This window comes from Aquincola agrisoli (assembly GCF_036621135.1).
Classification (GTDB): Bacteria; Pseudomonadota; Gammaproteobacteria; order Burkholderiales; family Burkholderiaceae_C; genus Aquincola; species Aquincola agrisoli.
Window position 1 is genome coordinate 13335 of sequence record NZ_JAZIBG010000054.1, and the last position, 22908, is coordinate 36242.

20 protein-coding genes are annotated in these 22908 nt (G+C 69.8%); 7 read left to right on the top strand and 13 right to left on the bottom strand.

Features of this window, described 5'->3' with window-relative positions; genetic code table 11:
* Nucleotides 1–13 precede the first annotated feature (13 nt).
* Nucleotides 14–925 (bottom strand): LysR family transcriptional regulator, encoded by a 912-nt coding sequence (locus V4F39_RS24235; RefSeq protein ID WP_332292700.1) that lies wholly within the window; start codon nucleotides 923–925, stop codon nucleotides 14–16.
* Between the two features lie 88 nt (nucleotides 926–1013).
* Nucleotides 1014–2357, bottom strand: a complete 1344-nt coding sequence (gene gdhA / locus V4F39_RS24240) for an NADP-specific glutamate dehydrogenase (RefSeq protein ID WP_332292701.1) — start codon at nucleotides 2355–2357, stop codon at nucleotides 1014–1016.
* A gap of 337 nt (nucleotides 2358–2694) precedes the next feature.
* Between gdhA and V4F39_RS24245 the strand changes: the two genes are divergently transcribed.
* The 3 genes from V4F39_RS24245 (at nucleotide 2695) to V4F39_RS24255 (ending at nucleotide 7847) form a co-directional block, all read left to right on the top strand.
* Nucleotides 2695–4884: a malate synthase G gene (locus tag V4F39_RS24245; protein WP_332292703.1), complete on the top strand. Its 2190-nt coding sequence runs from the start codon at nucleotides 2695–2697 to the stop codon at nucleotides 4882–4884.
* 168 nt (nucleotides 4885–5052) lie between these two features.
* Nucleotides 5053–6504: a DHA2 family efflux MFS transporter permease subunit gene (locus tag V4F39_RS24250; RefSeq protein ID WP_332292936.1), complete on the top strand. Its 1452-nt coding sequence runs from the start codon at nucleotides 5053–5055 to the stop codon at nucleotides 6502–6504.
* Nucleotides 6505–6557: 53 nt separating this feature from the next.
* Nucleotides 6558–7847 (top strand): NAD(P)/FAD-dependent oxidoreductase, encoded by a 1290-nt coding sequence (locus V4F39_RS24255; protein ID WP_332292704.1) that lies wholly within the window; start codon nucleotides 6558–6560, stop codon nucleotides 7845–7847.
* Here V4F39_RS24255 and V4F39_RS24260 read toward each other — a convergent pair.
* A complete protein-coding gene (locus tag V4F39_RS24260; RefSeq protein ID WP_332292705.1) occupies nucleotides 7804–9063 on the bottom strand; it encodes a zinc-binding metallopeptidase family protein in 1260 nt (419 codons plus the stop codon). The genes V4F39_RS24255 and V4F39_RS24260 overlap by 44 nt on opposite strands.
* Before the next feature lie 114 nt (nucleotides 9064–9177).
* On the opposite strand from V4F39_RS24260, the gene V4F39_RS24265 reads away from it, so the two are divergent.
* The 4 genes from V4F39_RS24265 to V4F39_RS24280 all read left to right on the top strand — a co-directional run bounded on the left by V4F39_RS24265 (nucleotide 9178) and on the right by V4F39_RS24280 (nucleotide 14808).
* Complete coding sequence (locus V4F39_RS24265; protein ID WP_332292707.1) at nucleotides 9178–9942, top strand: class II glutamine amidotransferase; 765 nt, start codon at nucleotides 9178–9180, stop codon at nucleotides 9940–9942.
* 9 nt (nucleotides 9943–9951) lie between these two features.
* On the top strand, nucleotides 9952–11673 hold the full coding sequence (locus V4F39_RS24270; RefSeq protein ID WP_332292710.1) for a M14 family metallopeptidase: 1722 nt from the start codon (nucleotides 9952–9954) through the stop codon (nucleotides 11671–11673).
* Nucleotides 11674–11714: 41 nt separating this feature from the next.
* Nucleotides 11715–14291 (top strand): sensor domain-containing protein, encoded by a 2577-nt coding sequence (locus tag V4F39_RS24275; RefSeq protein ID WP_332292711.1) that lies wholly within the window; start codon nucleotides 11715–11717, stop codon nucleotides 14289–14291.
* Between the two features lie 70 nt (nucleotides 14292–14361).
* The gene (locus V4F39_RS24280; RefSeq protein WP_332292712.1) at nucleotides 14362–14808 is read left to right on the top strand and encodes an SRPBCC family protein; all 447 of its coding nucleotides are present in this window, start codon (nucleotides 14362–14364) and stop codon (nucleotides 14806–14808) included.
* 13 nt (nucleotides 14809–14821) lie between these two features.
* On the opposite strand, the gene V4F39_RS24285 is transcribed toward V4F39_RS24280, so the two are convergent.
* The 10 genes from V4F39_RS24285 to V4F39_RS24330 all read right to left on the bottom strand — a co-directional run bounded on the left by V4F39_RS24285 (nucleotide 14822) and on the right by V4F39_RS24330 (nucleotide 22887).
* Nucleotides 14822–15877, bottom strand: coding sequence for a sulfate/molybdate ABC transporter ATP-binding protein (locus V4F39_RS24285; protein WP_332292713.1), 1056 nt, complete (start codon nucleotides 15875–15877; stop codon nucleotides 14822–14824).
* Entirely contained in the window at nucleotides 15874–16779 is a 906-nt protein-coding gene (gene cysW / locus V4F39_RS24290) for a sulfate ABC transporter permease subunit CysW (protein WP_332292715.1), read from the bottom strand. Before cysW ends, V4F39_RS24285 begins: the two co-directional genes overlap by 4 nt.
* Nucleotides 16780–16781: 2 nt before the next feature.
* Nucleotides 16782–17627 carry a sulfate ABC transporter permease subunit CysT gene (cysT, locus tag V4F39_RS24295; protein WP_332292716.1) on the bottom strand — a complete coding sequence of 282 codons (846 nt, stop codon included), beginning with the start codon at nucleotides 17625–17627 and terminating at the stop codon, nucleotides 16782–16784.
* Entirely contained in the window at nucleotides 17624–18655 is a 1032-nt protein-coding gene (locus V4F39_RS24300; protein ID WP_332292718.1) for a sulfate ABC transporter substrate-binding protein, read from the bottom strand. The genes cysT and V4F39_RS24300 overlap by 4 nt, the downstream gene beginning before the upstream one ends.
* A gap of 136 nt (nucleotides 18656–18791) precedes the next feature.
* Entirely contained in the window at nucleotides 18792–19793 is a 1002-nt protein-coding gene (locus V4F39_RS24305) for a sulfate ABC transporter substrate-binding protein (RefSeq protein ID WP_378235096.1), read from the bottom strand.
* 121 nt (nucleotides 19794–19914) lie between these two features.
* Nucleotides 19915–20559: a peroxiredoxin gene (locus V4F39_RS24310; RefSeq protein WP_332292720.1), complete on the bottom strand. Its 645-nt coding sequence runs from the start codon at nucleotides 20557–20559 to the stop codon at nucleotides 19915–19917.
* 38 nt (nucleotides 20560–20597) lie between these two features.
* Nucleotides 20598–21209 carry an RBBP9/YdeN family alpha/beta hydrolase gene (locus tag V4F39_RS24315; protein WP_332292721.1) on the bottom strand — a complete coding sequence of 204 codons (612 nt, stop codon included), beginning with the start codon at nucleotides 21207–21209 and terminating at the stop codon, nucleotides 20598–20600.
* Nucleotides 21210–21223: 14 nt separating this feature from the next.
* Nucleotides 21224–21442 (bottom strand): TOBE domain-containing protein, encoded by a 219-nt coding sequence (locus tag V4F39_RS24320; RefSeq protein ID WP_332292723.1) that lies wholly within the window; start codon nucleotides 21440–21442, stop codon nucleotides 21224–21226.
* Between the two features lie 169 nt (nucleotides 21443–21611).
* Nucleotides 21612–21965, bottom strand: coding sequence for a thioredoxin domain-containing protein (locus V4F39_RS24325; protein WP_332292725.1), 354 nt, complete (start codon nucleotides 21963–21965; stop codon nucleotides 21612–21614).
* A 43-nt stretch (nucleotides 21966–22008) separates the two neighbouring features.
* Nucleotides 22009–22887 (bottom strand): ABC transporter permease, encoded by an 879-nt coding sequence (locus tag V4F39_RS24330; protein ID WP_332292728.1) that lies wholly within the window; start codon nucleotides 22885–22887, stop codon nucleotides 22009–22011.
* Between the last annotated feature and the right edge of the window lie 21 nt (nucleotides 22888–22908).

A 22908-nucleotide genomic window follows, 5' to 3' on the forward strand; every position in this document is an offset into this window, starting at 1 on the left:
GCCCGGTGCGCCGTCAGCCCCGGCCGTGCCAGTAGGCCGGGCTGCCGTAGGCCTGCTTGACGAAGTCGATCCACAGCCTCACCCGCAGCGGCAGGTGCTTGGCGTGCGGGAACACGGCGTAGATGCCGTTCGGCGGCGCGATGAAGTCGTCGAGCACCGTCATCAGTTCGCCGCGCGCCACTTCCGCCTCCACCTCCCAGGTGCTGCGCCAGGCGATGCCCAGGCCGGCGAGGCACCAGTCGTGCAGCACCTGGCCGTCGGTGCAGTCGAGCCGGCCGGCCGGACGCAGGTGGTGGGTGCGGCCTTCCATCGCAAACGCCCAGCCGCGCGACTGGCTGGCGTCCGAACTCAACGTCAGGCATTCGTGGCGTGCCAGGTCCGAGGGCTGCTTCGGCACGCCCGCGCGCTTCAGGTAGGCCGGCGTCGCGACGCACAGCCGCCGGTTGTCGGCCAGCCGCACGCTCACCAGGCTGGAGTCCGGCAGGTCGCCGACGCGGATCGCACAGTCGAAGCCCTCATGGACGATGTCGACCACCCGGTCGGCGAGGTTCAGCGAGACGTGCACGTCGGGGTGCTCGGCCAGGAAGCGTGGCACCAGCGGCGCCACGTGCCGGCGCCCGAAGCCCGCCGGCGCGGTGATGCGCAGCAGGCCGTTGGCCCGCGCGCCGCCGGCGCTGACGCCCGATTCGGCGTTCGCCAGGTCGGCCAGCAGGCGCTGGCAGTCTTCCAGGAAGGCGCTGCCCTCGTGCGTGAGCGAGATGCGCCGCGTGGTGCGCACCAGCAGCTTGACGCCCAGGCGCGCTTCCAGCGCGTCGATGCGGCGGCCGATCACCGCAGGCGCCACGCCTTCGAGCTGCGCCGCCGCGGTGAGGCTGCCCTTGGTCGCCACGGCGACGAAGGATTCGATCTGCTTGAGCCGGTCCATCGCTTGAAAATACCCGCAGTGAGGGTTTCAATCAAGCCGATCTCGCCATGAATCCGTGACGCTGGCCGATCCAATCGGCCCCGGCGCCTTAGACCACGCCCTGGGCCAGCATCGCGTCGGCCACCTTCACGAAGCCGGCGATGTTGGCACCGTCCACGTAGCTCACCGTGCGGTCGGCCCGCTCGCCGTAGTGCAGGCAGGCCTCGTGGATGCCCTGCATGATCTGCAGCAGGCGGGTGTCCACCTCCTCGCGCGGCCACGAGATGCGCGACGCGTTCTGGCTCATCTCCAGGCCCGACGTGGCCACGCCGCCGGCGTTGCTCGCCTTGCCGGGCGCGTACAGCACGCCCGCGGCCTCGAACACCTTCACCGCGGCCATCGTCGACGGCATGTTGGCGCCCTCGGCCACGCAGACCACGCCGTTCTTCACCAGGGTTTTCGCATCGTCCTCGTTGAGTTCGTTCTGCGTGGCGCTGGGCAGCGCGACGTCGACCGGCACGTGCCACGGCGTGGCGCCTGCGAGGAAGCGCGCGCCCACACGCTCGGCGTAGTCGCTGACGCGGCCGTAGAGGTGGTTCTTCACGTCCATCAGCGTCGCCAGCTTCTCGGGCGTGAAGCCGGCCTCGTCGAGCACCGTGCCGCTGGAGTCAGACACCGTCACCACCCTGGCGCCCAGGGCCATGGCCTTCTCGATCGTGTATTGCGCGACGTTGCCGGCGCCCGAGACAGAGACCGTCAGCCCGTCGAAGCTGCGCCCCTTGCGCTTGAGCATCTCCTGCGCGAAGTAGACGTTGCCGTAGCCGGTGGCTTCGGGGCGGATCAGCGAGCCGCCGAACGACAGGCCCTTGCCGGTGAACACGCAGTCGGCGCGGTTGGTCAGCTTCTTCACCATGCCGGCCAGGTAGCCGACCTCGCGGCCGCCCACGCCGATGTCGCCGGCCGGCACGTCGGTGTACGCGCCCACGTGGCGGAAGAGCTCGGTCGCGAACGCCTGGCAGAAGCGCATCACCTCGCCCTGGCTCTTGCCCTTCGGATCGAAGTCGGCGCCGCCCTTGCCGCCGCCCATCGGCAGCGTGGTGAGCGCGTTCTTGAAGGTCTGCTCGAACGCGAGGAACTTCAGGATCGACAGGTTCACCGAAGGATGGAAGCGCAGGCCGCCCTTGTACGGCCCGATGGCCAGGCTGTGCTGGATGCGGTAGCCGCGGTTGACCTGCACCTGGCCGTGGTCGTCGGTCCAGGCCACGCGGAACATGATCACGCGCTCGGGCTCGACCAGGCGTTCGAGCAGGGACTGCGTCTGGTACTTCGGATGCCTGGCGATGAAGGGCCAGAGGCTTTCCATGACCTCGGTGACGGCCTGCAGGAATTCCGGCTGGCCGGGGTTGCGGTGGGCGACATGTGAGAGAAAGCCGTCGGCGTCGGTATGGGTCATCGGTCTCGTCCAGGAAGTCCAAAGATGGTGCGCAACGCACCAGTGAACGCATTGTTATGCATTTATTTGGTGCTCTCATGCGCGGAATGCATTGAGTTGGGGCGCGACGTGCCGGCTTGGCCGTTCGAATAGCGTTGCGTCCGATCGCAATCCAAGGCCTTGCAGGCAGGATCACGACGGTTTGGAACATGAGTGGCCGGCAGGATTCATGCACTGGGCGTAAAGATCCTGCGCGGCGGAAGCGGCCAATCGCAACGCCGCACTGGCATAGAGTGCGCGACATCCCGTGCCCGCGATCGCGCCGGCACGCCCGCCCCACCGCCGCCGAGGACACACCATGACCGACCGCACCGCCGCTCATCGCCTGCAGGTTTCGACCGACCTCTACCGCTTCATCGAAGACAAGGTGCTGCCGGGCACCGGCGTCGACAGCGCCGCGTTCTGGCAGGGCTTCGATGCCATCGTCCACGACCTCGCGCCCAAGAATGCCGCCTTGCTGGCGGAACGCGACCGCCTGCAGGCCGAGCTCGACCGCTGGCATTCGAAGAACCCCGGCCCGATCGCCGACATGCCGGCGTACCGCGCCTTCCTCGAGTCGATCGGCTACCTGCAGCCGCAGCCGGCCAGCGTGCAGACGACCACGTCGAACGTCGATGCCGAGCTGGCCGTGCAGGCCGGCCCGCAGCTCGTCGTGCCCATCCTGAACGCGCGCTACGCGCTGAACGCCGCCAACGCCCGCTGGGGCTCGCTGTACGACGCGCTGTACGGCACCGACGCCATTCCCGAGACCGGCGGCGCCGATAAAGGCAAAGGCTACAACCCGGCCCGCGGCGCCAAGGTCATCGCCTTCGCACGCAAGTTCCTCGACGAATCGGCCCCGCTGGCCAGCGGCTCGCACGCGGACGCCACCGGCTACCGCGTCGAAGGCGGTCAGCTGGTCGTCGCGCTGAAGACCGGCGCCAGCGGCCTGGCCGACGCGGCCCAGTTCGTCGGCTACCAAGGCGACGCCGCCGCGCCCACCTCGGTGCTGCTGGCGCACAACGGCCTGCACATCGACATCCAGATCGACCGCAGCACCCCGATCGGCCAAACCGACGCCGCCGGCGTCAGCGACCTGGTGCTCGAAGCCGCGCTGTCGACCATCCTCGACCTGGAAGACTCCGTCGCCGTGGTCGACGCCGCCGACAAGGTGGTGGCCTACGGCAACTGGCTCGGCATCCAGCAGGGCACGCTGACCGAGGAAGTCGCCAAGGGCGGCACCACCTTCACCCGCCGTCTGAATCCCGACCGCGAGTACAAGGGCGCGGCGGGCGGCACCGTCACGCTGCACGGCCGCTCGCTGATGTTCGTGCGCAACGTCGGCCACCTGATGACCAACCCGGCCATCCTGTGGGACGGCGGCAAGGAGATCCCGGAAGGGATCATGGACGCGGTCATCACCACGACCATCGCGCTGCACGACCTGAAGCGCCGCGGCGGCACCGGCGTGCGCAACTCGCGCGCCGGCTCGGTCTACATCGTCAAGCCGAAGATGCACGGCCCGGCCGAAGTGGCCTTCGCCGCCGAGCTGTTCGACCGCGTCGAGCAGCTGCTTGGCCTGCCGGCCAACACGGTGAAGCTGGGCATCATGGACGAGGAGCGCCGCACCAGCGTGAACCTGAAGGCCTGCATCGCCGCCGCCTCGGCCCGCGTGGCCTTCATCAACACCGGCTTCCTCGACCGCACCGGCGACGAGATGCACACCTGCATGCGCGGCGGCGCGGTGATGCGCAAGGGCGACATGAAGTCGAGCGCCTGGATCCAGGCCTACGAGCGCAACAACGTGCTGGTCGGCCTCTCCTGCGGCCTGCGTGGCCGCGCGCAGATCGGCAAGGGCATGTGGGCCATGCCCGACCTGATGGCCGCGATGCTGGAGCAGAAGATCGCCCACCCGAAGGCCGGCGCCAACACTGCCTGGGTGCCGTCGCCGACCGCCGCCACGCTGCACGCGTTGCACTACCACCAGGTAAGCGTGAGCGCGGTGCAGCAGGAGCTCGAAAAGATCGACGCCAACGCGGAGCGCGACACGCTGCTGAACGGCCTGCTCCAGGTGCCCATCGTCGGCAAGCCGGCATGGTCCGCCGCGGAGATCCAGCAGGAGCTCGACAACAACGCGCAGGGCATCCTGGGCTACGTGGTGCGCTGGATCGACCAGGGCATCGGCTGCTCGAAGGTGCCCGACATCCACGACGTCGGCCTGATGGAAGACCGCGCGACGCTGCGCATCTCCAGCCAGCACATGGCCAACTGGCTGCTGCACGGCATCGTCACCGAGGCGCAGATCCACGAGACCTTCCAGCGCATGGCCAAGGTCGTCGACGGCCAGAACGCCGGCGATCCGCTGTACCAGCCGATGGCCGGCCACTTCGACACCTCCTACGCCTACCGCGCCGCGCTCGACCTCGTGCTGAAGGGCCTGGACCAGCCCAGCGGCTACACCGAGCCCCTGCTGCACGCGTGGCGCCTGAAAGTGAAGGCGAACGCCTGAATGGCGCACCCGGTGCCATGAAATACATGGCACCACCCGAGAGGGTTGCGCGGCCTGCTTGGGGCGGCCCGGCGCTGGCTGCGTAGGCTGCCCGGGCGAGCGGGCATGCCCTTTGCGGGATGATCGGCGCTTCGTTCCTCGCGCCGCGCCGGCGCCCGCAACCGTTTGATCTCCTCGTCCGCCGAAGCCCTGGCCGTGCGCCACGGGCCCAACTACCGCTGGTGGGTGCTCGTCGCCGTGATGGTGGGCACGATGGCGTCGATCATGTCGTCGACCATCGTCAACGTGGCGGTGCCCGACATGAGCGACGCCTTCACGCTCGGCCAGGAGCGTGCGCAGTGGATGTCCGCCGGCTTCATGGCGGCGATGACCGTCTCGATGCTGGTCACGCCCTGGCTGCTCGACCGCTTCGGCCTGCGCGGCACCTACGTCGGCGTCACGCTGCTGCTGATGCTCGGCGGCATCGGCGGCGGACTGGGCCGCAGCTACGAATGGGTGCTCGCGATGCGCGTGGCCGAAGGCCTGGCCGCCGGCATCATGCAGCCCATACCGGCCATCGTCGTCATGCGCATCTTCGGTCCGCACGAGCAGGGCAAGGCGATGGGCGTGTTCGGCATGGGCTCGGTGCTGGCGCCGGCCATCGGCCCCAGCATCGGCGGCGTGCTGGTCGAGCACTTCGGGTGGCGCTCGATCTTCTTCGTCGTGGTGCCGTTCTGCGTGGTCGCGCTGCTGCTGGCGCGCCGCTACCTGCCCAGCCGCGCCGCGCCGCATGAAGACGCGCTGCCCGCCCGGCTCGACGTCTGGAGCCTCGGGCTGATCGCGATGGCGATCGTCGCGCTGCTCAACGGCATGGTCGAGCTGCGCGAGGCCGAAGCCGGCGTGCCGCTGCTGGCCATCGTCCTGCTGGCGGCCGCCGCCGCCGGCATCGTCGCCTTCGTGCTGCTGCAGCGCCGCGCGGCACAGCCGCTGATGGCCCCGGCGCTCTTCGGCTACCGCGCCTTCGCGATGGGCGGCTGCGTCGCCTTCATCTACGGCATGGCGCTGTTCGGCTCCACCTACCTGGTGCCGGTGTTCATGCAGACCGCGCTGCGGCTGCCGCCCTCGCAGGCCGGCGCGGTGCTGTTCCCGGCGGGCATCGCGCTGGCCATCACCATCCCCTGGGGCGGCCGGCTGGCCGACCGTGTGCCGGTGCACCGGCTGGTGACGCTGGGCATCCTGCTGCTCGCAGCCTCGTTCGCGCTGATGCTGACCGTGAGCCTCGGCACCGCGCTGGCCGTCATCGCGCTGTGGGCGGTGGTGGGCCGCGTGGGGCTGGGCTTCGTGCTGCCCTCGCTCAACCTCGGCGCGGTGCGTGCGGTGGAGCCGGCGCTCATCGCGCAGGGCGCGAGCGTCATCAACTTCCTGCGCCAGCTCGGCGGCGCGGTGGGCGTGAGCCTCACCGGCATCGTGCTGGAGTGGCGGCTGCAGGCGCACGGCGCGGGGCTGGGCAGCGGCTCGACGGCGGGCCAACTTGCCGCCTTCCACGAGGCCTTCGCGATGCTGGCGCTGGTCACCGCCGTGGCGGCCGCGGCGGCGTGGCGCATGCGGGCTGCGCCGGGGGCGGGGAAGGCGCGCTCCTAGAATCCGGCGCCATGTCGAACGACGAAGACGCGTTCACTGCCGGAGGAGGTGCGATGCCACCCGAAATGTCCTCGCCCCCGCCCGGGGCCTCGCAGGCCGAAGCGCCGCCAAGATCCCCGCTGCCGCCTTCCTGCGACGTGCTGGTCGTCGGCGCCGGCCCGTCTGGCAGCGCCTGCGCCCAGTGGCTGGCGCGCGCGGGCGTCGACGTGGTGCTGATCGACCAGCACGACTTCCCTCGCGACAAGGTGTGCGGCGACGGCCTGATTCCCGATTCGCACGCGGCGCTGCAGCGGCTGGGCGTGTACGCCGAGGTCGCCGCGGTGGCGCAGCGGGTGTCTCACGTGGCGTGCATCGGGCCGCGCGGCGGCCGCGTCGACGTGCCGGGCTCGCTGTCGGTGCTGCCGCGCAGACAGCTCGACGACATCCTGTGCCGCGCCGCGGTGAACGCCGGCGCGCGGCGCTTCACGCCCGTGCGCTTCGAGGCACCGCTGCGCGACGGCGGCCGCGTCGTCGGCGCGCGGGTGCGACAGGGGGGCGACGCGGTGCACGACATCCGCTCGACCTGGCTGGTGCTGGCCACCGGCGCCGTGCCCAAGGCGCTGCTGGCGGCCGGAATGTGCGAGCGCCAGCAGCCCACCGGCGTCGCGCTGCGCGGCTACGTGAAGAACGACGCGATGGCCGGGCGCATCACCGCGATGGAGATCGTCTGGCACCAGCGCCTGCGTCCGGGCTACGGCTGGATCTTCCCGTGCCGCGACGGCGTCTTCAACATCGGGGTGGGCCTGGCACACAGCCACCGCAAGCTGCGCGACGGCCGCCGCGTGATGCAGGACGTGAACCTGCGCGAGGTGTTCGCGGCCTTCTGCGATGCCTATGCGCCGGCGCGCGAGCTGATGGCCGGCGGCACGCTGCAGGGCGAGCTGAAGGGCGCGCCGCTGCGCTGTTCGCTCGAAGGCGCGCGCTACTCGGAGCCCGGCCTGCTGGTGACCGGCGAGGCCGCCGGCAGTACCTACGCCTTCACCGGCGAGGGCATCGGCAAGGCGATGGAGACCGGCCTGCTGGCGGCCGAGGCGCTGGTGGCCGGGCGCCGGCAGCAGTCAGGCGATGCGGCGGTGCAGTCTGCCTACGACGCCAGCCTGCGCGCGCTGAAACCGCGCTTCGACCTGTACGAGCGCGCCAACCGCGTCAACGAACACCCCTGGCTGGCCGACCTGCTGATCTGGCGCGCACGCCGCAACCCGGCCATCGTGCGCCGCATGAGCGGCGTGCTCGACGAGACCCGCAACCCCGGCAGCCTGGTCACGCTGCGGGGGCTGACGAAGCTGTTTCTGCCGGTGCGCTGACCGCCGCCTCGACCGGGTCCACCGTCACCGGCGTCGGCTCCGGCGTGGCGTTGGTGGCCTCGCGCGTGGCGGACACCAGCCGATGCACGAAGTGAAGCTTGGCCACGGCCGGCCGCGACAGCACGAACGGGTAGTGGTCCTGCTGCCCCATCGCGCGCGACAGCTCGTTCATCGCCGCGCTCAGTTCCACCCAGGTGTTGACGAACTGCAGGAAGCGGTCGGCGCCCGGCGCGTCGGGCGCGTCCAGGTCGGCCATCGTGAAGGGCTCGATCTCGAGCTCGATGTTGTCGCCGCCGATGCCCATGCCACGCGCGGTGAGCATGGTGTCGACCATGTGTAGGTAGTGCGCCCAGGTCTCCGCCCAGTCCTCCCAGGGATGGGTGCTGGCATAGGCACTCACACAGCGCTGCGGCCACAACGGATCGGGTCCGTTTTCGTAGTGGCGCCGCAGCGCGGCGTCGTAGTCCTCCCGCTCGTCGCCGAAGCGCAGGCGGAAGGGCTCCAGCCACTCGGTGTCGCGCACCAGGCGGTCCCAGTAGTAATGGCCGATCTCGTGGCGGAAGTGGCCGAGCATGGTGCGGTAGGGCTCGTGCATCGAGGCGCGCACCTGCTCGCGCCGCGCGTCGTCGGCCTCCTCCGCGTTGAGCGTGATGAGTCCCTCGTCGTGGCCCGTCATCACCGGCGGTGCGCCCGCCGACGAACGCAGCAAGTCGAACATCACGCCGCGTTCGGGGTCCTCGCTGACGCGCGACTTGACCGGCAGGCCGAGCCGCAGCAATTGCGCGACCAGCCGCCGCTTGGCCACCTCGCTGCGGCGCCACAGCGCCGCGTTATCGGGCTGCGACAGGTCGGGAATCGTCCGGTTCAGGCGGCAGGCGATGCACAGCGTCGCCGGCTCGTCGGCCGCCAGCAGCCAGTTGCAGCCGGCGACGGTGTCGAAGTTGGTGCAGCGCCTGTAGCGCAGCGCCGCGTCGCCGAAGCCCTCGGCGGCTTGCCACACGGGGGCGCCGTCGCCACCCTCGGCCGCCACGATCGGCAGCACCAGCGCCCTCTGGGGGTCGTAGCCCAGCGCGGTGCCGCAAGCCACACACTGGCTGTTGCGGAAGAAGACGGCGCGTCCGCACTGGCAGCGGTAGCTGGCACGGATCGGCGTTTCGGGCGTGCCGGCGGGGGCGGATCGCCAGCCGGCGGAGAGGTCGTCGAAGAAGGGGGCCATCGCGGTCTCGGTGGGCAGGCGCCGGAGGTGGCGCCGCCTGCATCATGGTCCTGCGCGGGCCGGTCCGCCAGCGGTGTCGGCCGCTGCGCGCCGTCAGGCTATGCTTACAACGCCATGTGCCAACTGCTGGGCATGAACGCCCATACCCCGACCGACGTGATGTTCAGCTTCACCGGTCTCGCCACGCGTGCCGACGAGCACAAGGACGGCTTCGGCATCGCTTTCTTCGAGGACCGCGGCGTCCGGCTCTTCGTCGACCACCACAGCGCACGCCAATCGCCGGTGGCCGAGCTGGTGAAGGGCTACCCGATCAAGAGCCGCAACGTCATCGCCCACATCCGCAAGGCGACCCAGGGCCATGTGGCGCTGGAGAACACGCACCCGTTCATGCGCGAACTGTGGGGCCGGTATTGGGTCTTCGCCCACAACGGCGACCTGAAGGGCTTCGATCCCGTCCTGCATGCGGCCTTCCGGCCCGTCGGCGGCACCGACAGCGAACGTGCCTTCTGCTGGCTGATGCAGGAGCTGGCCAAGGCGCACGCCAGCGTCCCGACCGTCGAGGAGCTGACCCGCACGCTGCGCGAGCTGCTGCCCGTGCTGGCGCGGCACGGCACCTTCAACGGCCTGCTCAGCAACGGCCAGGCCCTCTGGGCCCATTGCAGCACGCACCTCCACTGGCTGCAGCGCCGGCCCCCATTCGGCGCCGCCCGGCTCGCCGACGAGGACCTCAGCGTCGACTTCGCCGCGCTCACCGGACCGGAGGACCGCGTCGCGCTGGTCGCGACGCAGCCGCTCACGCACGGCGAGCCCTGGACCGCGTTCGCCCCGGGCGAGCTGCGCGTGTTCGTCGACGGCGACCCCTGGCCCGTGGGCCGGTAGGCGTCCGACATGCTCGACGACGCCGCTGCCCCGCCGCCGCTGCCGACCCCGCGCTTCGACACCTTCTACCGCCACGAGGCGCTGACCGCGCTGCTGCGGGCCTATGCGGCGGCGCGTCCGGGGCTGATGCGGCTGAGCTCGATCGGGCGCAGCTTCGAGGGCCGCGACATCTGGCTGGCCACCCTCACCAACCGCGCGACCGGCGCCGACACCGACAAGCCCGCCTTCTGGCTCGACGGCAACATCCACGCCGGCGAGCTGACCGCCAGCACCGCGTGCCTGTACTACCTCCACCACCTGCTCGAGCGCTACGGCGCCGATCGGGCGGTGACGCAGCTGCTCGACACCCGCAGCGTCTACCTGTGCGCACGGCTCAACCCCGACGGGGCCGAGCTGGCGCTGGCCGACCGCCCCCGGCACATCCGCTCGTCGGTGCGGCGCTACCCGTACGACGAGGTGCCGGTCGACGGCCTGACGGTGGAGGACATCGACGGCGACGGCCGCATCCTCAGCATGCGGATGCCGGACCCGCACGGCCCCTGGAAGCAGCATCCTGCAGAGCCGCGGCTGCTGGTGGCGCGGGAGCCGGGCGAGTTCGGCGGCGCGTACTACCGGCTGCTGCCCGAAGGCACGCTGAAGAACTACGACGGGCTCCTCGCCAGCGTCAACCGCGACCCGGAAGGGCTGGACCTGAACCGCAACTTCCCGGGCCAGTGGCGGCAGGAGTTCGAGCAGAGCGGTGCCGGTCCGTACCCCACCAGCGAGCCCGAGGTGCGCGCGATGGTCGACTTCGTCGTCGCGCACCCGAACATCGGTGCCGCCGTCAGCTACCACACGCACAGCGGTGTCATCCTGCGCCCGCTGAGCACGGCCAGCGACGAGGAGATGATCCCCGAGGACCTGTGGCTGTACCGGCGCTTCTCGGCGATCGGCGAACAGCTGACCGGCTACCCCGCGGTGAGCATCCACCACGAGTTCAAATACCACCCGAAGCAGCACGTCAGCGGCACGCAGGACTGGCTGTACGAGCACCTCGGCGCGCTCTTTTGGACGGTCGAGCTGTGGGCGCCCAACCGCGAGGCCGGTATCACCGGCTACCCGTGGATCGACTGGTACCGGGAGCATCCGGTCGAGGACGACCTGAAGCTGCTGAAGTGGAGCGACGAACAGTGCGGCGGGCAGGCGCATGTCGACTGGCGGCCGTTCCTGCATCCGCAACTGGGGCCGGTCGAGATCGGCGGCTGGGACCGGCTGAACTTCTGGCGCAACCCGCCGCCGCACCTGCGCGAGCGCGAGGTGGCCCGCTTCCCCGCCTGGATGACGCAGATCGCGCTGAGCCTGCCGAAACTCGAGCTGCTGCGCACCGAGGTGCAGGCACTCGGCCCCGACACCTGGCGGGTGCGCTTCGCCGTGGCCAACACCGGCTGGTTGTCCAGCTACGTCAGCCAGCGTGCGCTGCAGCGCAAGACCGTGCGCGGCGTCATGTTCGAGATCCACCTGCCCGACGACCCGGCGGTGGCGCTGGTCGGCGGCAAGGCGCGTTTCGAGGGCCCGCAGCTGGAAGGCCATGCGCCCAAGGTCTCGCAGCAGGCCTTTTTGCCGCATCGCGAGCTGACGGCCGACCGTACAGTGGCCGAGTGGGTGGTGCGCGGCCCGGCGGGCACCCGCCTGGCGCTCACTGCGCGCGCCGAGCGGGCCGGCGGGGTGCGCACGGAAGTTACGCTGGATTGACCCGGCAGTGCGGCCGCGGGGCCGCTCGATGGAGCAGGACGATGACCGATCAAGACCTGGCGAGCCTGCGGACCGGCGGGGCGGCTTTGTTGCGCGCGCTCGACCGCGCGGTGGCGATCGCCGAGTTCGCCCCGGACGGCCGCCTGCTGCATGCCAACACCAACTACCTCGCGATCCTCGGGTACGAGGACCTGGCGGCGGTCCGCGGCCGTCCGCACAGCCTGTTCTGCCCGCCGGAGTACGCCGCCTCGGCCGACTACCAGGCCTTGTGGGCGCGGCTGCTGAAGGGCGAGGCGTTCTCGGGCTGCGCGGAGCGCCGCCGGGCCGACGGCAGACCGACCTGGCTGGAAGCCACCTACGCACCGGTGTGCGACGGCGACGGCCGCGTCGCGCGCATCGTGAAGATCGCCACCGACGTCAGCGCCCGGATCTGCGAGGAGGCACGTGCGCACGAGCACACCCGGCGGCTGTCGCTGGTGGCCGATGCGACCGACAACGCGGTGATCATCGGCGACGGGCAGTGGCGCATCCTCTACGTCAATGCCGGCTTCACGCGGATGTTCGGCTGGACGCTGGAAGAAGCGGCCGGCCGCGCGCCGATCGCGCTGCTCGCACCGCAGATGTCGGCCGCGTTCACCGAGGCGTTCCGTGCCGCGCTGCAGGCCGGCCAGCCGGTGCGGCGCGAGGAGATCGTTCAGGGGCGGGACGGCCAGCGCTACTGGGCGAGCGTGCTGACCAATCCGGTGATGGCCGCCGACGGCACCCTGCTCAACACCGTTTCCGTGCTGACCGACATCACCCGCGCCAAGATGCACGAGGTGCTGCAGCACCGCGTGCTGGAGGCGATGGCACGCGAGCAGCCGCTGGCCGACGTGCTTGACCTGGTGTGCCGCGAGGTCGAGCGCATCGCGCCCGAGATCTGCGCCTCAATCCTGGAGGTCGACGACGAGGGCCGGCTGCATCCGCTGGCGGCACCCAGCCTGCCGCCCGAGTACTCGAAGGCGCTGGACGGCGTGGCGATCGGCCCGGCGGTCGGCTCCTGCGGCACGGCGGCCTGGCGCGGCGAAGCCGTGGTGGTCACCGACATCGCGAGCGATCCGCTGTGGGCGCCCTACAAGGACCTCATCCTGCCGCTGGGCTACCGGGCCTGCTGGTCGACGCCGATCCACGGCGCCGACCGGCGCGTGTCGGGCACCTTCGCGTTCTACTACCGGGCGCCCGCCGAACCCGATCCCTTCCACCGGCAGCTGGTGGAGGCCTGCGTCCACCTGTGCGCGCTGGCGCTCGACCGCGAGCGCTCGCGCCTGCGCATCCGCAAACTGGCTTTCTACGACGCGCTCACCGGCCTGCCCAACCGCAGCCTGCTGCATGCCAAGGCCGACCAGGCCATCGCCGGCGCGATGCGCAACGGCACGCCGCTGGCCGTGCTGTTCATCGACCTGGACCGCTTCAAGCAGGTCAACGATTCGCTGGGCCACCCGGCCGGCGACGAGCTGCTGCGCCATGTGGCCCGCTGCCTGCAGGCCGAGGTGCGCGGCTCCGACATCGCCGGCCGGCTGTCGGGCGACGAGTTCGTGGTGGTGCTGCCGCAGTGCGATGCGACGCAGGCCACCGACGCGGTCGAGCGTCTGCAGGCGGGCCTGGCCACGGCGTGCGAGGTGGGCGGGGTGACGCTCAGGCCGTCGGCCAGCGTCGGCATCGCGATGTTCCCCGCCGACGGCCGCGACATGGAGACGCTGCTGCACCGCGCCGACATGGCGATGTACCAGGCGAAGAACGGGGGCCGCGGGCGCTTCAGCTTCTTCAGCAGCGAGATGAACGTGCTGGCGCAGGAGCGCCTGGCGTTGGAGACCGCGCTGCGGGACGCCTTGCGCGACGGCGGCCTGGCGCTGCACTACCAGCCGCAGATCGACCTGAAGACCGGCCGCATCTACGGCGTGGAGGCGCTGGCGCGCTGGCACCATGCGCGGCTCGGCCCGGTGCCGCCGGCGCGTTTCATCCCGCTGGCGGAGGAGTGCGGGCTGATCGGCGACCTCGGCCGCTGGGCCCTGGGCGAGGCCTGCCGGCAGCTGGCCGAGTGGCGCGCCGGCGGGCTGGCCGTGCCGGCGGTGTCGGTCAACCTGTCGCCGACCAGCTTCCACAACCTCGACCTGCCGCGGATGATCGCCGACACCTTGCGCACCCATTCGCTGGCGCCCCACGACCTGACGCTGGAGCTGACCGAAAGCGTGCTGCTGGACACCCACCCCAGCACGATGAAGACGATCGGCGAGGTGCACGCGCAGGGCGTTCGGCTGGCGATGGACGACTTCGGCACGGGCTACTCGAGCCTGAGCTACCTGCGCCGCCTGCCGGTGAGCGAGCTCAAGCTCGACCAGAGCTTCGTGCACGACCTGGAGCATGACGAGACCGCCCGCGCGCTGAGCCAGGCGGTGATCCGCATCGGCGAGAGCCTGCACCTGACGGTGGTGGCCGAAGGCGTGGAAACGACCCACCAGCACCACCTGCTGACCAGCCAGGGCTGCCAGGTGGCGCAGGGCTACCTCTTCGCGCGCCCGCTGCCGCCGGCCGAGCTGAAGGCGTGGCTGGACAGCGAGACGCGCCTGATGCCGCGGTGAGATGTCGAATTGTCGGGGCGGCGTTCGTCGTGTAGGTTGAGGGCCGTCCTCGAGCTACCGGGATCCGATCATGACCACGAACACCGTCCGGCTTCATCGTGTGCTGCGCGCACCGCCGGAGCGCATCTACCGCGCCTTCACCACCGCCGACGCCTTCGCCAAGTGGCTGCCGCCGTTCGGCTTCACCGCCGCCGTGCACCAGATCGATGCACAGGTGGGCGGCCGCTACCGCATGTCGTTCACCAACTTCACCAGCGGCCACAGCCATGCGTTCGGCGGCGAGTACCTGGAGCTGGCGCCCCACGAGCGCATTCGCTACACGGCCGTGTTCGACGACCCGAACCTGCCGGGCACGATGCAGACCACGGTCGTGCTGCGCGCCGTGTCGTGTGGTACCGACGTGAGCATCGAGCAGACCGGCATTCCTTCGGTCATCCCGGAGGAGGGTTGCTATCTGGGCTGGCAGGAATCGCTGGCGCAGCTGGCGAGGCTGGTCGAGCCCGAGATCCCCGGATAGCGCGGCGCGGGTGTCAGATGGCCGCGGCGGGGTCGATCGGCGCGTTGTGGTCGTCGAAGCGCGTCACGCGGCGCGGGCGCAGGTGCACCGCGCTGCCGGGCTTCAGGTGCAGGCGGTCGCGCAGCACGCTCCAGGCCTCGCGCGGCAGCTCCACGTCGACGTAGCTGCCGTCGTCGTTGCGCTTGAACTCCACCCGCGTTTGCGGCCCGACCGTCAGCGCCTGCGACAGCGTCACCGCCCAGGTGTGCTCGTCGCCGTGCTCGACGATGTCGAGTTCGTGCGGGCGCACGTAGCTCACCTCGCCCTGCGCGCCGCCGGGGCCGTGGCCCAGCCGGCCGTGGAACAGGTTCACGTCGCCCAGGAACTGCAGCACGAAGGGCGTGGCCGGGTGGTCGTAGACCTCGTCCGGCGTGCCTTCCTGCTCGATGCGGCCCTGGTTCATCACCACCACGCGGTCGGCCACTTCCATGGCTTCGTCCTGGTCGTGGGTGACGAAGACGCTGGTCACGTGCATCTCGTCGTGCAGGCGGCGCAGCCAGCGGCGCAGTTCCTTGCGCACCTTGGCGTCGAGCGCGCCGAAGGGCTCGTCGAGCAGCAGCACCTGCGGCTCCACCGCCAATGCGCGGGCCAGTGCGATCCGCTGGCGCTGGCCGCCGGAGAGCTGGTGCGGGTAGCGGTCGGCGATCCAGTCGAGCTGCACGAGCTTCAGCAGCGCGTTCACCTTGGAGCGGATCTCGGCCTCGCTCGGCCGCGTGGCCTTGGGCCGCACACGCAGCCCGAAGGCCACGTTCTCGAAGATCGACATGTGCGCGAACAGCGCGTAGTGCTGGAACACGAAGCCGACGTTGCGGTCGCGCACGTCGTCGAACGTGGCGTCCTTGCCGTGGAAGAGCACGGTGCCGGCATCGGGCCGCTCCAGCCCCGCGATGATGCGCAGCAGCGAGGTCTTGCCCGAGCCCGAGGGCCCCAGCAGCGCGACGAGTTCGCCGGACGGGATGTCGAGGTTCAGGTTGTCGCAGACGACCGTCTTGCCGAACGACTTGTTGAGGTTGCGTATCTCGATGCTCATGCTTCTGCGCCCGCCAATTGCTTCTCCGCCCGCACCTTGCGCTCGACGAGCAGCTTGAGCACCAGCGTCACCAGTGCCAGCCCGGCCAACAGCGAGGCCACCGCGAACGCGGCCGCGAACTGGTATTCGTTGTAGAGGATCTCGATGTGCAGCGGCATCGTGTTGGTCTGCCCGCGGATGTGGCCCGAAACCACCGAGACCGCGCCGAACTCGCCCATCGCCCGCGCGTTGCACAGGATCACGCCGTACAGCAGCGCCCACTTCACGTTGGGCAGCGTCACGCGCCAGAAGATCTGCCAGCCGTTGGCGCCCAGCACGCGGGCGGCCTCCTCCTGCTCCTGCCCCTGCGCCTGCATCAGCGGGATCAGCTCGCGCGCGACGAACGGGAAGGTCACGAATACTGTGGCCAGCACGATGCCGGGCAGCGCGAAGACGATCTTCAGGTCGTGGTCGCGCAGCCATTCGCCGAACCAGCCCTGCAGGCCGAACACCAGCATGTAGATCAGGCCGACGATCACCGGGCTCACCGAGAACGGCAGGTCGATCAGCGTGAGCAGCAGGTTCTTGCCGCGGAAGTCGAACTTGGCGATGGACCAGGCCGCCGCCACGCCGAACACCAGGTTCAGCGGCACCGACACCGCGGCCGCGATCAGCGTCAGCTTGATGGCCGACACCGCGTCGGGCTCGACGATCGCGGCCAGGTACACGTCGGCACCCTTCTTGAAGGCCTCGGCGAACACCGCCACCAGCGGGATGAAGAGGAAGAATGACAGGAAGGCCAGCGCCACCGCGATGAGCAGGCGCCGGACCCACGGAGGTTCGGCGGTGGCGGCCAGCGCGGTGCGCGGCGCGTGGTGTGCGCCCGGGCCGGCTGCCGGCGCGGCGAGGGTGGTGTGGGACATGGTCAGTTGCCGCCTTGGCGCTTGCGAGTCCAGGCCTGCAGCAGGTTGATGAGCAGCAGCAGCACGAAGGACATCACCAGCATCACCACCGCGATGGCGGTGGCACCGGCGTAGTCGTACTGCTCCAGTTTCGTGATGATGAGCAGCGGCGTGATCTCGGAGATCATCGGCATGTTGCCGGCGATGAAGATCACCGAGCCGTACTCGCCCAGCGCACGCGCGAACGCCAGCGCAAAGCCGGTCAGCAGCGCCGGGGTCAGGATCGGGAAGATCACGATTCGGAAGGTCTGCCAGCGCGTGGCCCCCAGCGTGGCCGCGGCTTCCTCCAGCTCCTTCTTGACGTCCTCCAGCACCGGTTGCAGCGTGCGCACGACGAAGGGCAGGCCGATGAACACCAGCGCAACGAACACCCCCAGCGGCGTGAACGACACCTTGATGCCGAAGGGCGCGAGGTACTGGCCGATCCAGCCGTTGGTGGCATAGAGCGCCGTCAGCGCGATGCCGGCCACCGCGGTCGGCAGGGCGAACGGCAGGTCGACCAGTGCATCCACCACCCGCTTGCCGGGGAATTCGTAGCGCACCAGCACCCAGGCGATCACCAGGCCGAACACGCCGTTGAGCGCGGCGGCCGCGAACGAGGCGCCGAACGTGAGCCGGTACGAGGCCACCACGCGCGGCGAGGCCACCGCCTCCCAGAACGCGGGCCAGGTCATCGTGAACGTCTTCAGGAAGGCGGACGACAGCGGGATCAGGACGATCAGGCTCAGGTACAGCAGCGTGAACCCGAGCGTGATGTCGAAGCCCGGCAGCACGCTGTGCCGCCTGAGCAGGGTGCGCGAGAAGATCACGACTTCTTGCCAGCGGCCAGGATCTGGTCGTAGATCGCGCCGTCGTCGAAGTGGTCCTTCTGGGCCTTGGTCCAGCCGCCGAAGTACTCGTCGATGGTGAATGTGGTGACCTGCGGGAAGTCCTTCGCGTACTTGGCCAGCAGGGCGGGCGAGCGGGGGCGCAGCTGGTGCTTCGCGGCGATGGCCTGGGCTTCCTCGGTGTACAGGAACTTCAGGTAGGCCTCGGCCTGCTTGCGCGTGCCCTTCTTGTCGACGACCTTGTCGATCACCGCCACCGGGTTCTCGGCCAGGATGGTGGACTTGGGATAGACCACGTCGAAGTTGTCGCCGAACTCGGCCTTGATCAGGTTCACTTCGCTTTCGAACGTGGCGAGCGCGTCGCCGATGTTGCGCTGCGCGAAGGTCGTGGTGGCCGCGCGGCCGCCGCCGTCGAACACCGGCACGTTGGCGAAGATCTTCTGCACCAGCTCGCGCGCCTGGGTGGCGTTGCCGCCGGCCTTCAGCACCGAGCCCCAGGCCGCCACGTAGGTGTAACGGCCGTTGCCGGTGACTTTCGGGTTCGGGATCACCACGCTGGTGCCGGGCTTGGCCAGGTCGGCCCAGTCCTTGATGCCCTTCGGGTTGCCCTTGCGCACCAGGATCACGGTGACCGAGGTGGTGGGCGAGGCGTTGTTGGGCAGGCGCTTGGCCCAGTCCTCGGGCAGCAGCTTGCCGCGCGTGGCCAGGATGTCGATGTCGCTCGACTGGTTCATGGTGATCACGTCGGCCTCCAGGCCTTCGAGCACCGAACGCGCCTGCTTGCTGGAGCCGCCGTGGCTCTGGTTGATCGTGACGTCTTCGCCCGTGCTCTGCTTCCATTGTTTCTGGAAGGCCGGGTTGATTTCCTTGTACAGCTCACGCGCGACGTCGTAGCTGACGTTCAGCAGCGTGGGGCCGGCCGCGAAGCTCAAACCCGCGCTGCTGGCCAGCGCCAGGGCCAGCAGGCTGCGGCGAAGGATCGACGGGGCACGGAAAGAAGAAGTGTTCATATCAAACCGATCTCAAATGCGAACTGCGAATGTAAGACGCGGGTTCCTCATCACAAACCACTGAATTCGCTTGTGCTTATGAGGAAAACAAATGAGCCGCCCGAAGGCGGCCGATTTTCCCGGCAAACGCAGTGCCCTACTTGCGGGTGTAGATCTGGTCGAAGGTGCCACCGTCGGCGAAGTGCGTCTTCTGCGCCTTGGCCCAGCCGCCGAAGACCTCGTCGATCGTGAAGAGCTGGATCTTCGGGAAGTTCTTCTCATACTTCGCTGCCACCTTGGGGTCGATCGGCCGGTAGAAGTTCTTCGCGGCGATCTCCTGGCCTTCCGGCGTGTAGAGGTACTCCAGGTACGCCTGCGCCACGGCGCGCGTGCCCTTCTTGTCGACCACCTTGTCGACGATCGTCACCGGCGGCTCGGCCAGGATGCTGCTGGGCGGGTAGACGATGTCGAACTTGTCGGCGCCGAACTCCTTCAGCGACAGGTGCGCCTCGTTCTCCCAGGCCAGCAGCACGTCGCCCAGGCCCCGCTCGGCGAAGGTAACGGTCGAGCCGCGGGCGCCGGAATCGAGCACCGGCACGTTGGCCAGCACCTTGCCGACGAACTCCCTGGCCTTCGCCTCGCTGCCGCCGGGCTGCTTCAGCGCCCAGCCCCAGGCGGCCAGGTAGCCCCAGCGCGCCCCGCCGGAGGTCTTGGGGTTCGGGGTGATCACCGACACGCCGGGCTTCACCAGGTCGCCCCAGTCCTTGATGCCTTTGGGGTTGCCCTTGCGCACCAGGAAGATGTAGGTCGAGGTGTAGGGCGCGCTGTTGTGCGGCAGGCGCTTTTGCCAGTCGGCGGGCAGCAGCTTGGCCTTCGCGCCGATCTCGTCGATGTCGTAGGCCAGTGCGAGCGTGACCACGTCGGCATCGATGCCGTCGATCACCGAGCGCGCCTGCTTGCCCGAGCCGCCGTGCGACTGCTTGATGGTGACGTTGTCGCCGGTCTTGGCCTTGTAGTACTTCGAGAACGCCGCGTTGTATTCGACGTACAGCTCCCGCGTCGGGTCGTACGAGACGTTCAGCAAGGTGACGTCCTTGGCGAACGCGCCGACGGCGGTGGCGAGCAGCGCGCCGACGAGCAGGGTCTTCTTCAGATTCATGGCGATCCCGAGCACGGAAGTGGATGACGTTGAACGGGATCGTAGAAACCCCCTGCTCTACAAGGAACGAATGCTTCGTTCCACCTTCATGCGAAAAACGAGGAAGCGGCGCGCTTGGGGCTCAGCCGCGGTCGGGCTGCGGCGTGAGCCGCAGGTAGGGCGTGACGGCGGTATAGCCCTTCGGAAACTTCTTCGCGATCACGTCCGGGTCTTGCAGCGAAGGCACGATCACCACGTCCTCGCCCTGCTTCCAGTTGCCCGGCGTGGCCACGCTGTGGTGGTCGGTGAGCTGCAGCGAGTCGATCACGCGCAGGATCTCGTCGAAGTTGCGGCCGGTGCTGGCGGGGTAGGTGATGACGAGCCGCACTTTCTTGGCCGGGTCGATCACGAACAGCGAGCGCACGGTGGCCGTGGTGCTGGCGTTGGGGTGGATCAGGTCGTACAGCTCGCTGACCTTGCGGTCGGCGTCCGCGATGATCGGGAAATTGACCACCGTGTTTTGCGTGCGGTTGATGTCCTGGATCCATTCGCCGTGCTTGTCGACCGGGTCGACCGACAGCGCGATGGCCTTCACGTTGCGCTTGGCGAACTCGTCCTTCAGCTTGGCCGTGAGGCCGAGTTCGGTGGTGCACACCGGCGTGAAATCGGCCGGGTGCGAGAACAGCACGCCCCAGCTGTCGCCGAGCCATTGGTGGAAGCGGATCGGGCCGTCGGAGGACTGTTGCTCGAAGTCGGGGGCGGTGTCGCCAAGGCGCAGGCTGGGCATGCGGGGCTCCTGATGGAATGGGGAAGGGGTCTGGCCGGTCAGATCGCGAACGACCACTCGGCGAGCGATGCGCGGCTGGCGCGCTGGCTGCGTTCCAGCCGCTGCGCCATCGCGGTGATCCAGCGCCGCGCGAACGGCAGCGGGCCGAAGCCGGCCTCGCTGTTGATGTGGCCGGCGTCGCCGAGGTTGACGGTGTGGCTGCCCCAGCGCTGTGCCCAGCGGCGCGCGTTGGAGGCGGTCATCCACGGGTCGGTGTCGCTGGTCACCATGGTGCTGTGGACCGGCAGCGCCTGCGCCGGCAGCAGGCCGGCCACGCCGAACTTGTCCGGGTCGGCCGGCGCCACCAGCAGGGCGGCAGAGATCGGCGAATCGGGCCGGAGCGCCAGGTGCCGGGCCACCGCGAGGCAGCCGAAGCTGTGCGCGGCGGCGATCCACGGGCCCGGGCCGGCCCGCTCCAGCGTGCTGCCGATGCGGGCGGCCCAGCGGTCCAGGTCGGGTGTGGACCAGTCGCGCTGCACCACGCGCACCGAGTGGCGGTGCAGCGACTGCAGCCAGCTCTGCCAGTGCGCGGGGCCGGAATCGTTCAGCCCCGGCACCACCAGCAGCCGCGCGGCCGTGCGCGGCTGCCTGGCGACGAATGCGGGCACCATGGTGTGCGTGCGCCCTACAGCGTGGCGATCGACACCTCGGTCGACTTGACCAGCGCGATCACGTCTTTGCCGGGCACGATGCCGAGTTCCTTGACCGAGCGCGTGGTGATGACCGAGGTGACGATCAGGCCGCCGGCTGTCTCGACGTCGACCTCGGAGACCACCGGCCCCTCGATCACTTCACGGACCTTGCCGCGGAACTGGTTGCGAACGTTGATGGCGTTGATGCTCATGGCGAAAAGGGCCTCTTGGGTTGACCGACACACGCGCCGCCCCCGGCAGCGCTTGCCCACAAGGTAGCCCGCGCGCCTTGTGCGCTCAACGAATGCTTTTGCACTTGGTCATGCGTGTGGCGGCTATGGCGTGCCGCGCCTGCGGGCCGCCCCCGCGCGGGCGACGGGATCAGCCGGCCAGGACGGCGCGCACGCGGCCCGGCAGGCCGTGCAGTTGCGCGTCGGTCTGCGGCGGGAAGTCGCCCGCGCGGGCGTTCTGCACCAGCCGCAGCAGCGTCTGCGCATGCGGCGTGACGGTGCCGAAGAACAGCACCGTGTCGCCCCGCGCGATCAGCAGCGTGGGGAAGTTCTCGACGTCGATCGGGCCGAGCACCTCGTCCTCGTCCTCGATGTCGACCCACACCCAGTCGGCCGCGCCGCCGTCGGCCGCGCGGCCCGCGTCGAACACGGCTTCGTACTCGCGGCAGGTGCCGCACCAGGCGGCGCAGAGGCAGGCGACCAGGAGGCGATCGGGGGCAGTCATGCCCTCAAGTGTGCCGCGGGCCGCCCGAGCCCGCAGGCGGACCCTATCTTTGAACGCCCCAGCGCCGCACCGTCAGCCGCTCCAGCGTGTTGAACACCAGGCTCTCCACCGTCAGCCCGATGAGGATCACCATCGCCAGGCCGGCGAACACGCGGTCGGTGTAGAGCTCGTTGCGGTTCTGGAAGATGTACCAGCCCAGGCCGCCTTCGCCCGACGAAGCGCCGAACACCAGCTCGGCCGCGATCAGCGTGCGCCACGCGAAGGCCCAGCCGATCTTCAGGCCCGACAGGATGGACGGCAGCGCCGAGGGCACCAGGATCAGCAGCACGTAGCGCAGTCCGCGCAGGCCATAGTTGCGGCCGGCCATGCGCAGCGTCTCGGGCACGCCCTGGAACCCGGCGTAGGTGTTCAGCGCCAGCGGCCACAGCACCGAGTGCACCAGCACGAAGACCAGGCTGCCGCGCCCGAGGCCGAACCACAGCAGCGCCAGCGGCAGCAGCGCGATGGCCGGCAGCGGGTTGAACATCGCCGTGAGCGTCGACAGCAGGTCGCGGCCCAGTTGCGTGGACACCGCCAGCGTGGTCAGCACGAACGCCGCCGCGATGCCCAGCAGGTAGCCCTGCAGCAGCACGCCGATGGAGATGCGCGCCTTGGTGAGCAGCTCGCCGCTGGCCAGGTCGTTGGCGAAGGCCTGCGCGGTCTGCGTGAACGTGGGCAGCAGCAGGTCGTTGTTCTGCCACCGTGCCGCCGCCTCCCACAGCAGCGCCAGCACCACCAGGATGACGCCCTTGCGCAGCGCGGTCTGCTGCCACAGTCGCTGCGCCCAGGGCAGGGCACGCTCGGCAGGCGCGGACCTGGCGTCGGGCAGCGTGTCGAGCGGGCGTTCGTATTCCGGCCGGACCGGCGGCACCAGTGCATTCATGATGGGAAGGAAGCGGCGCGG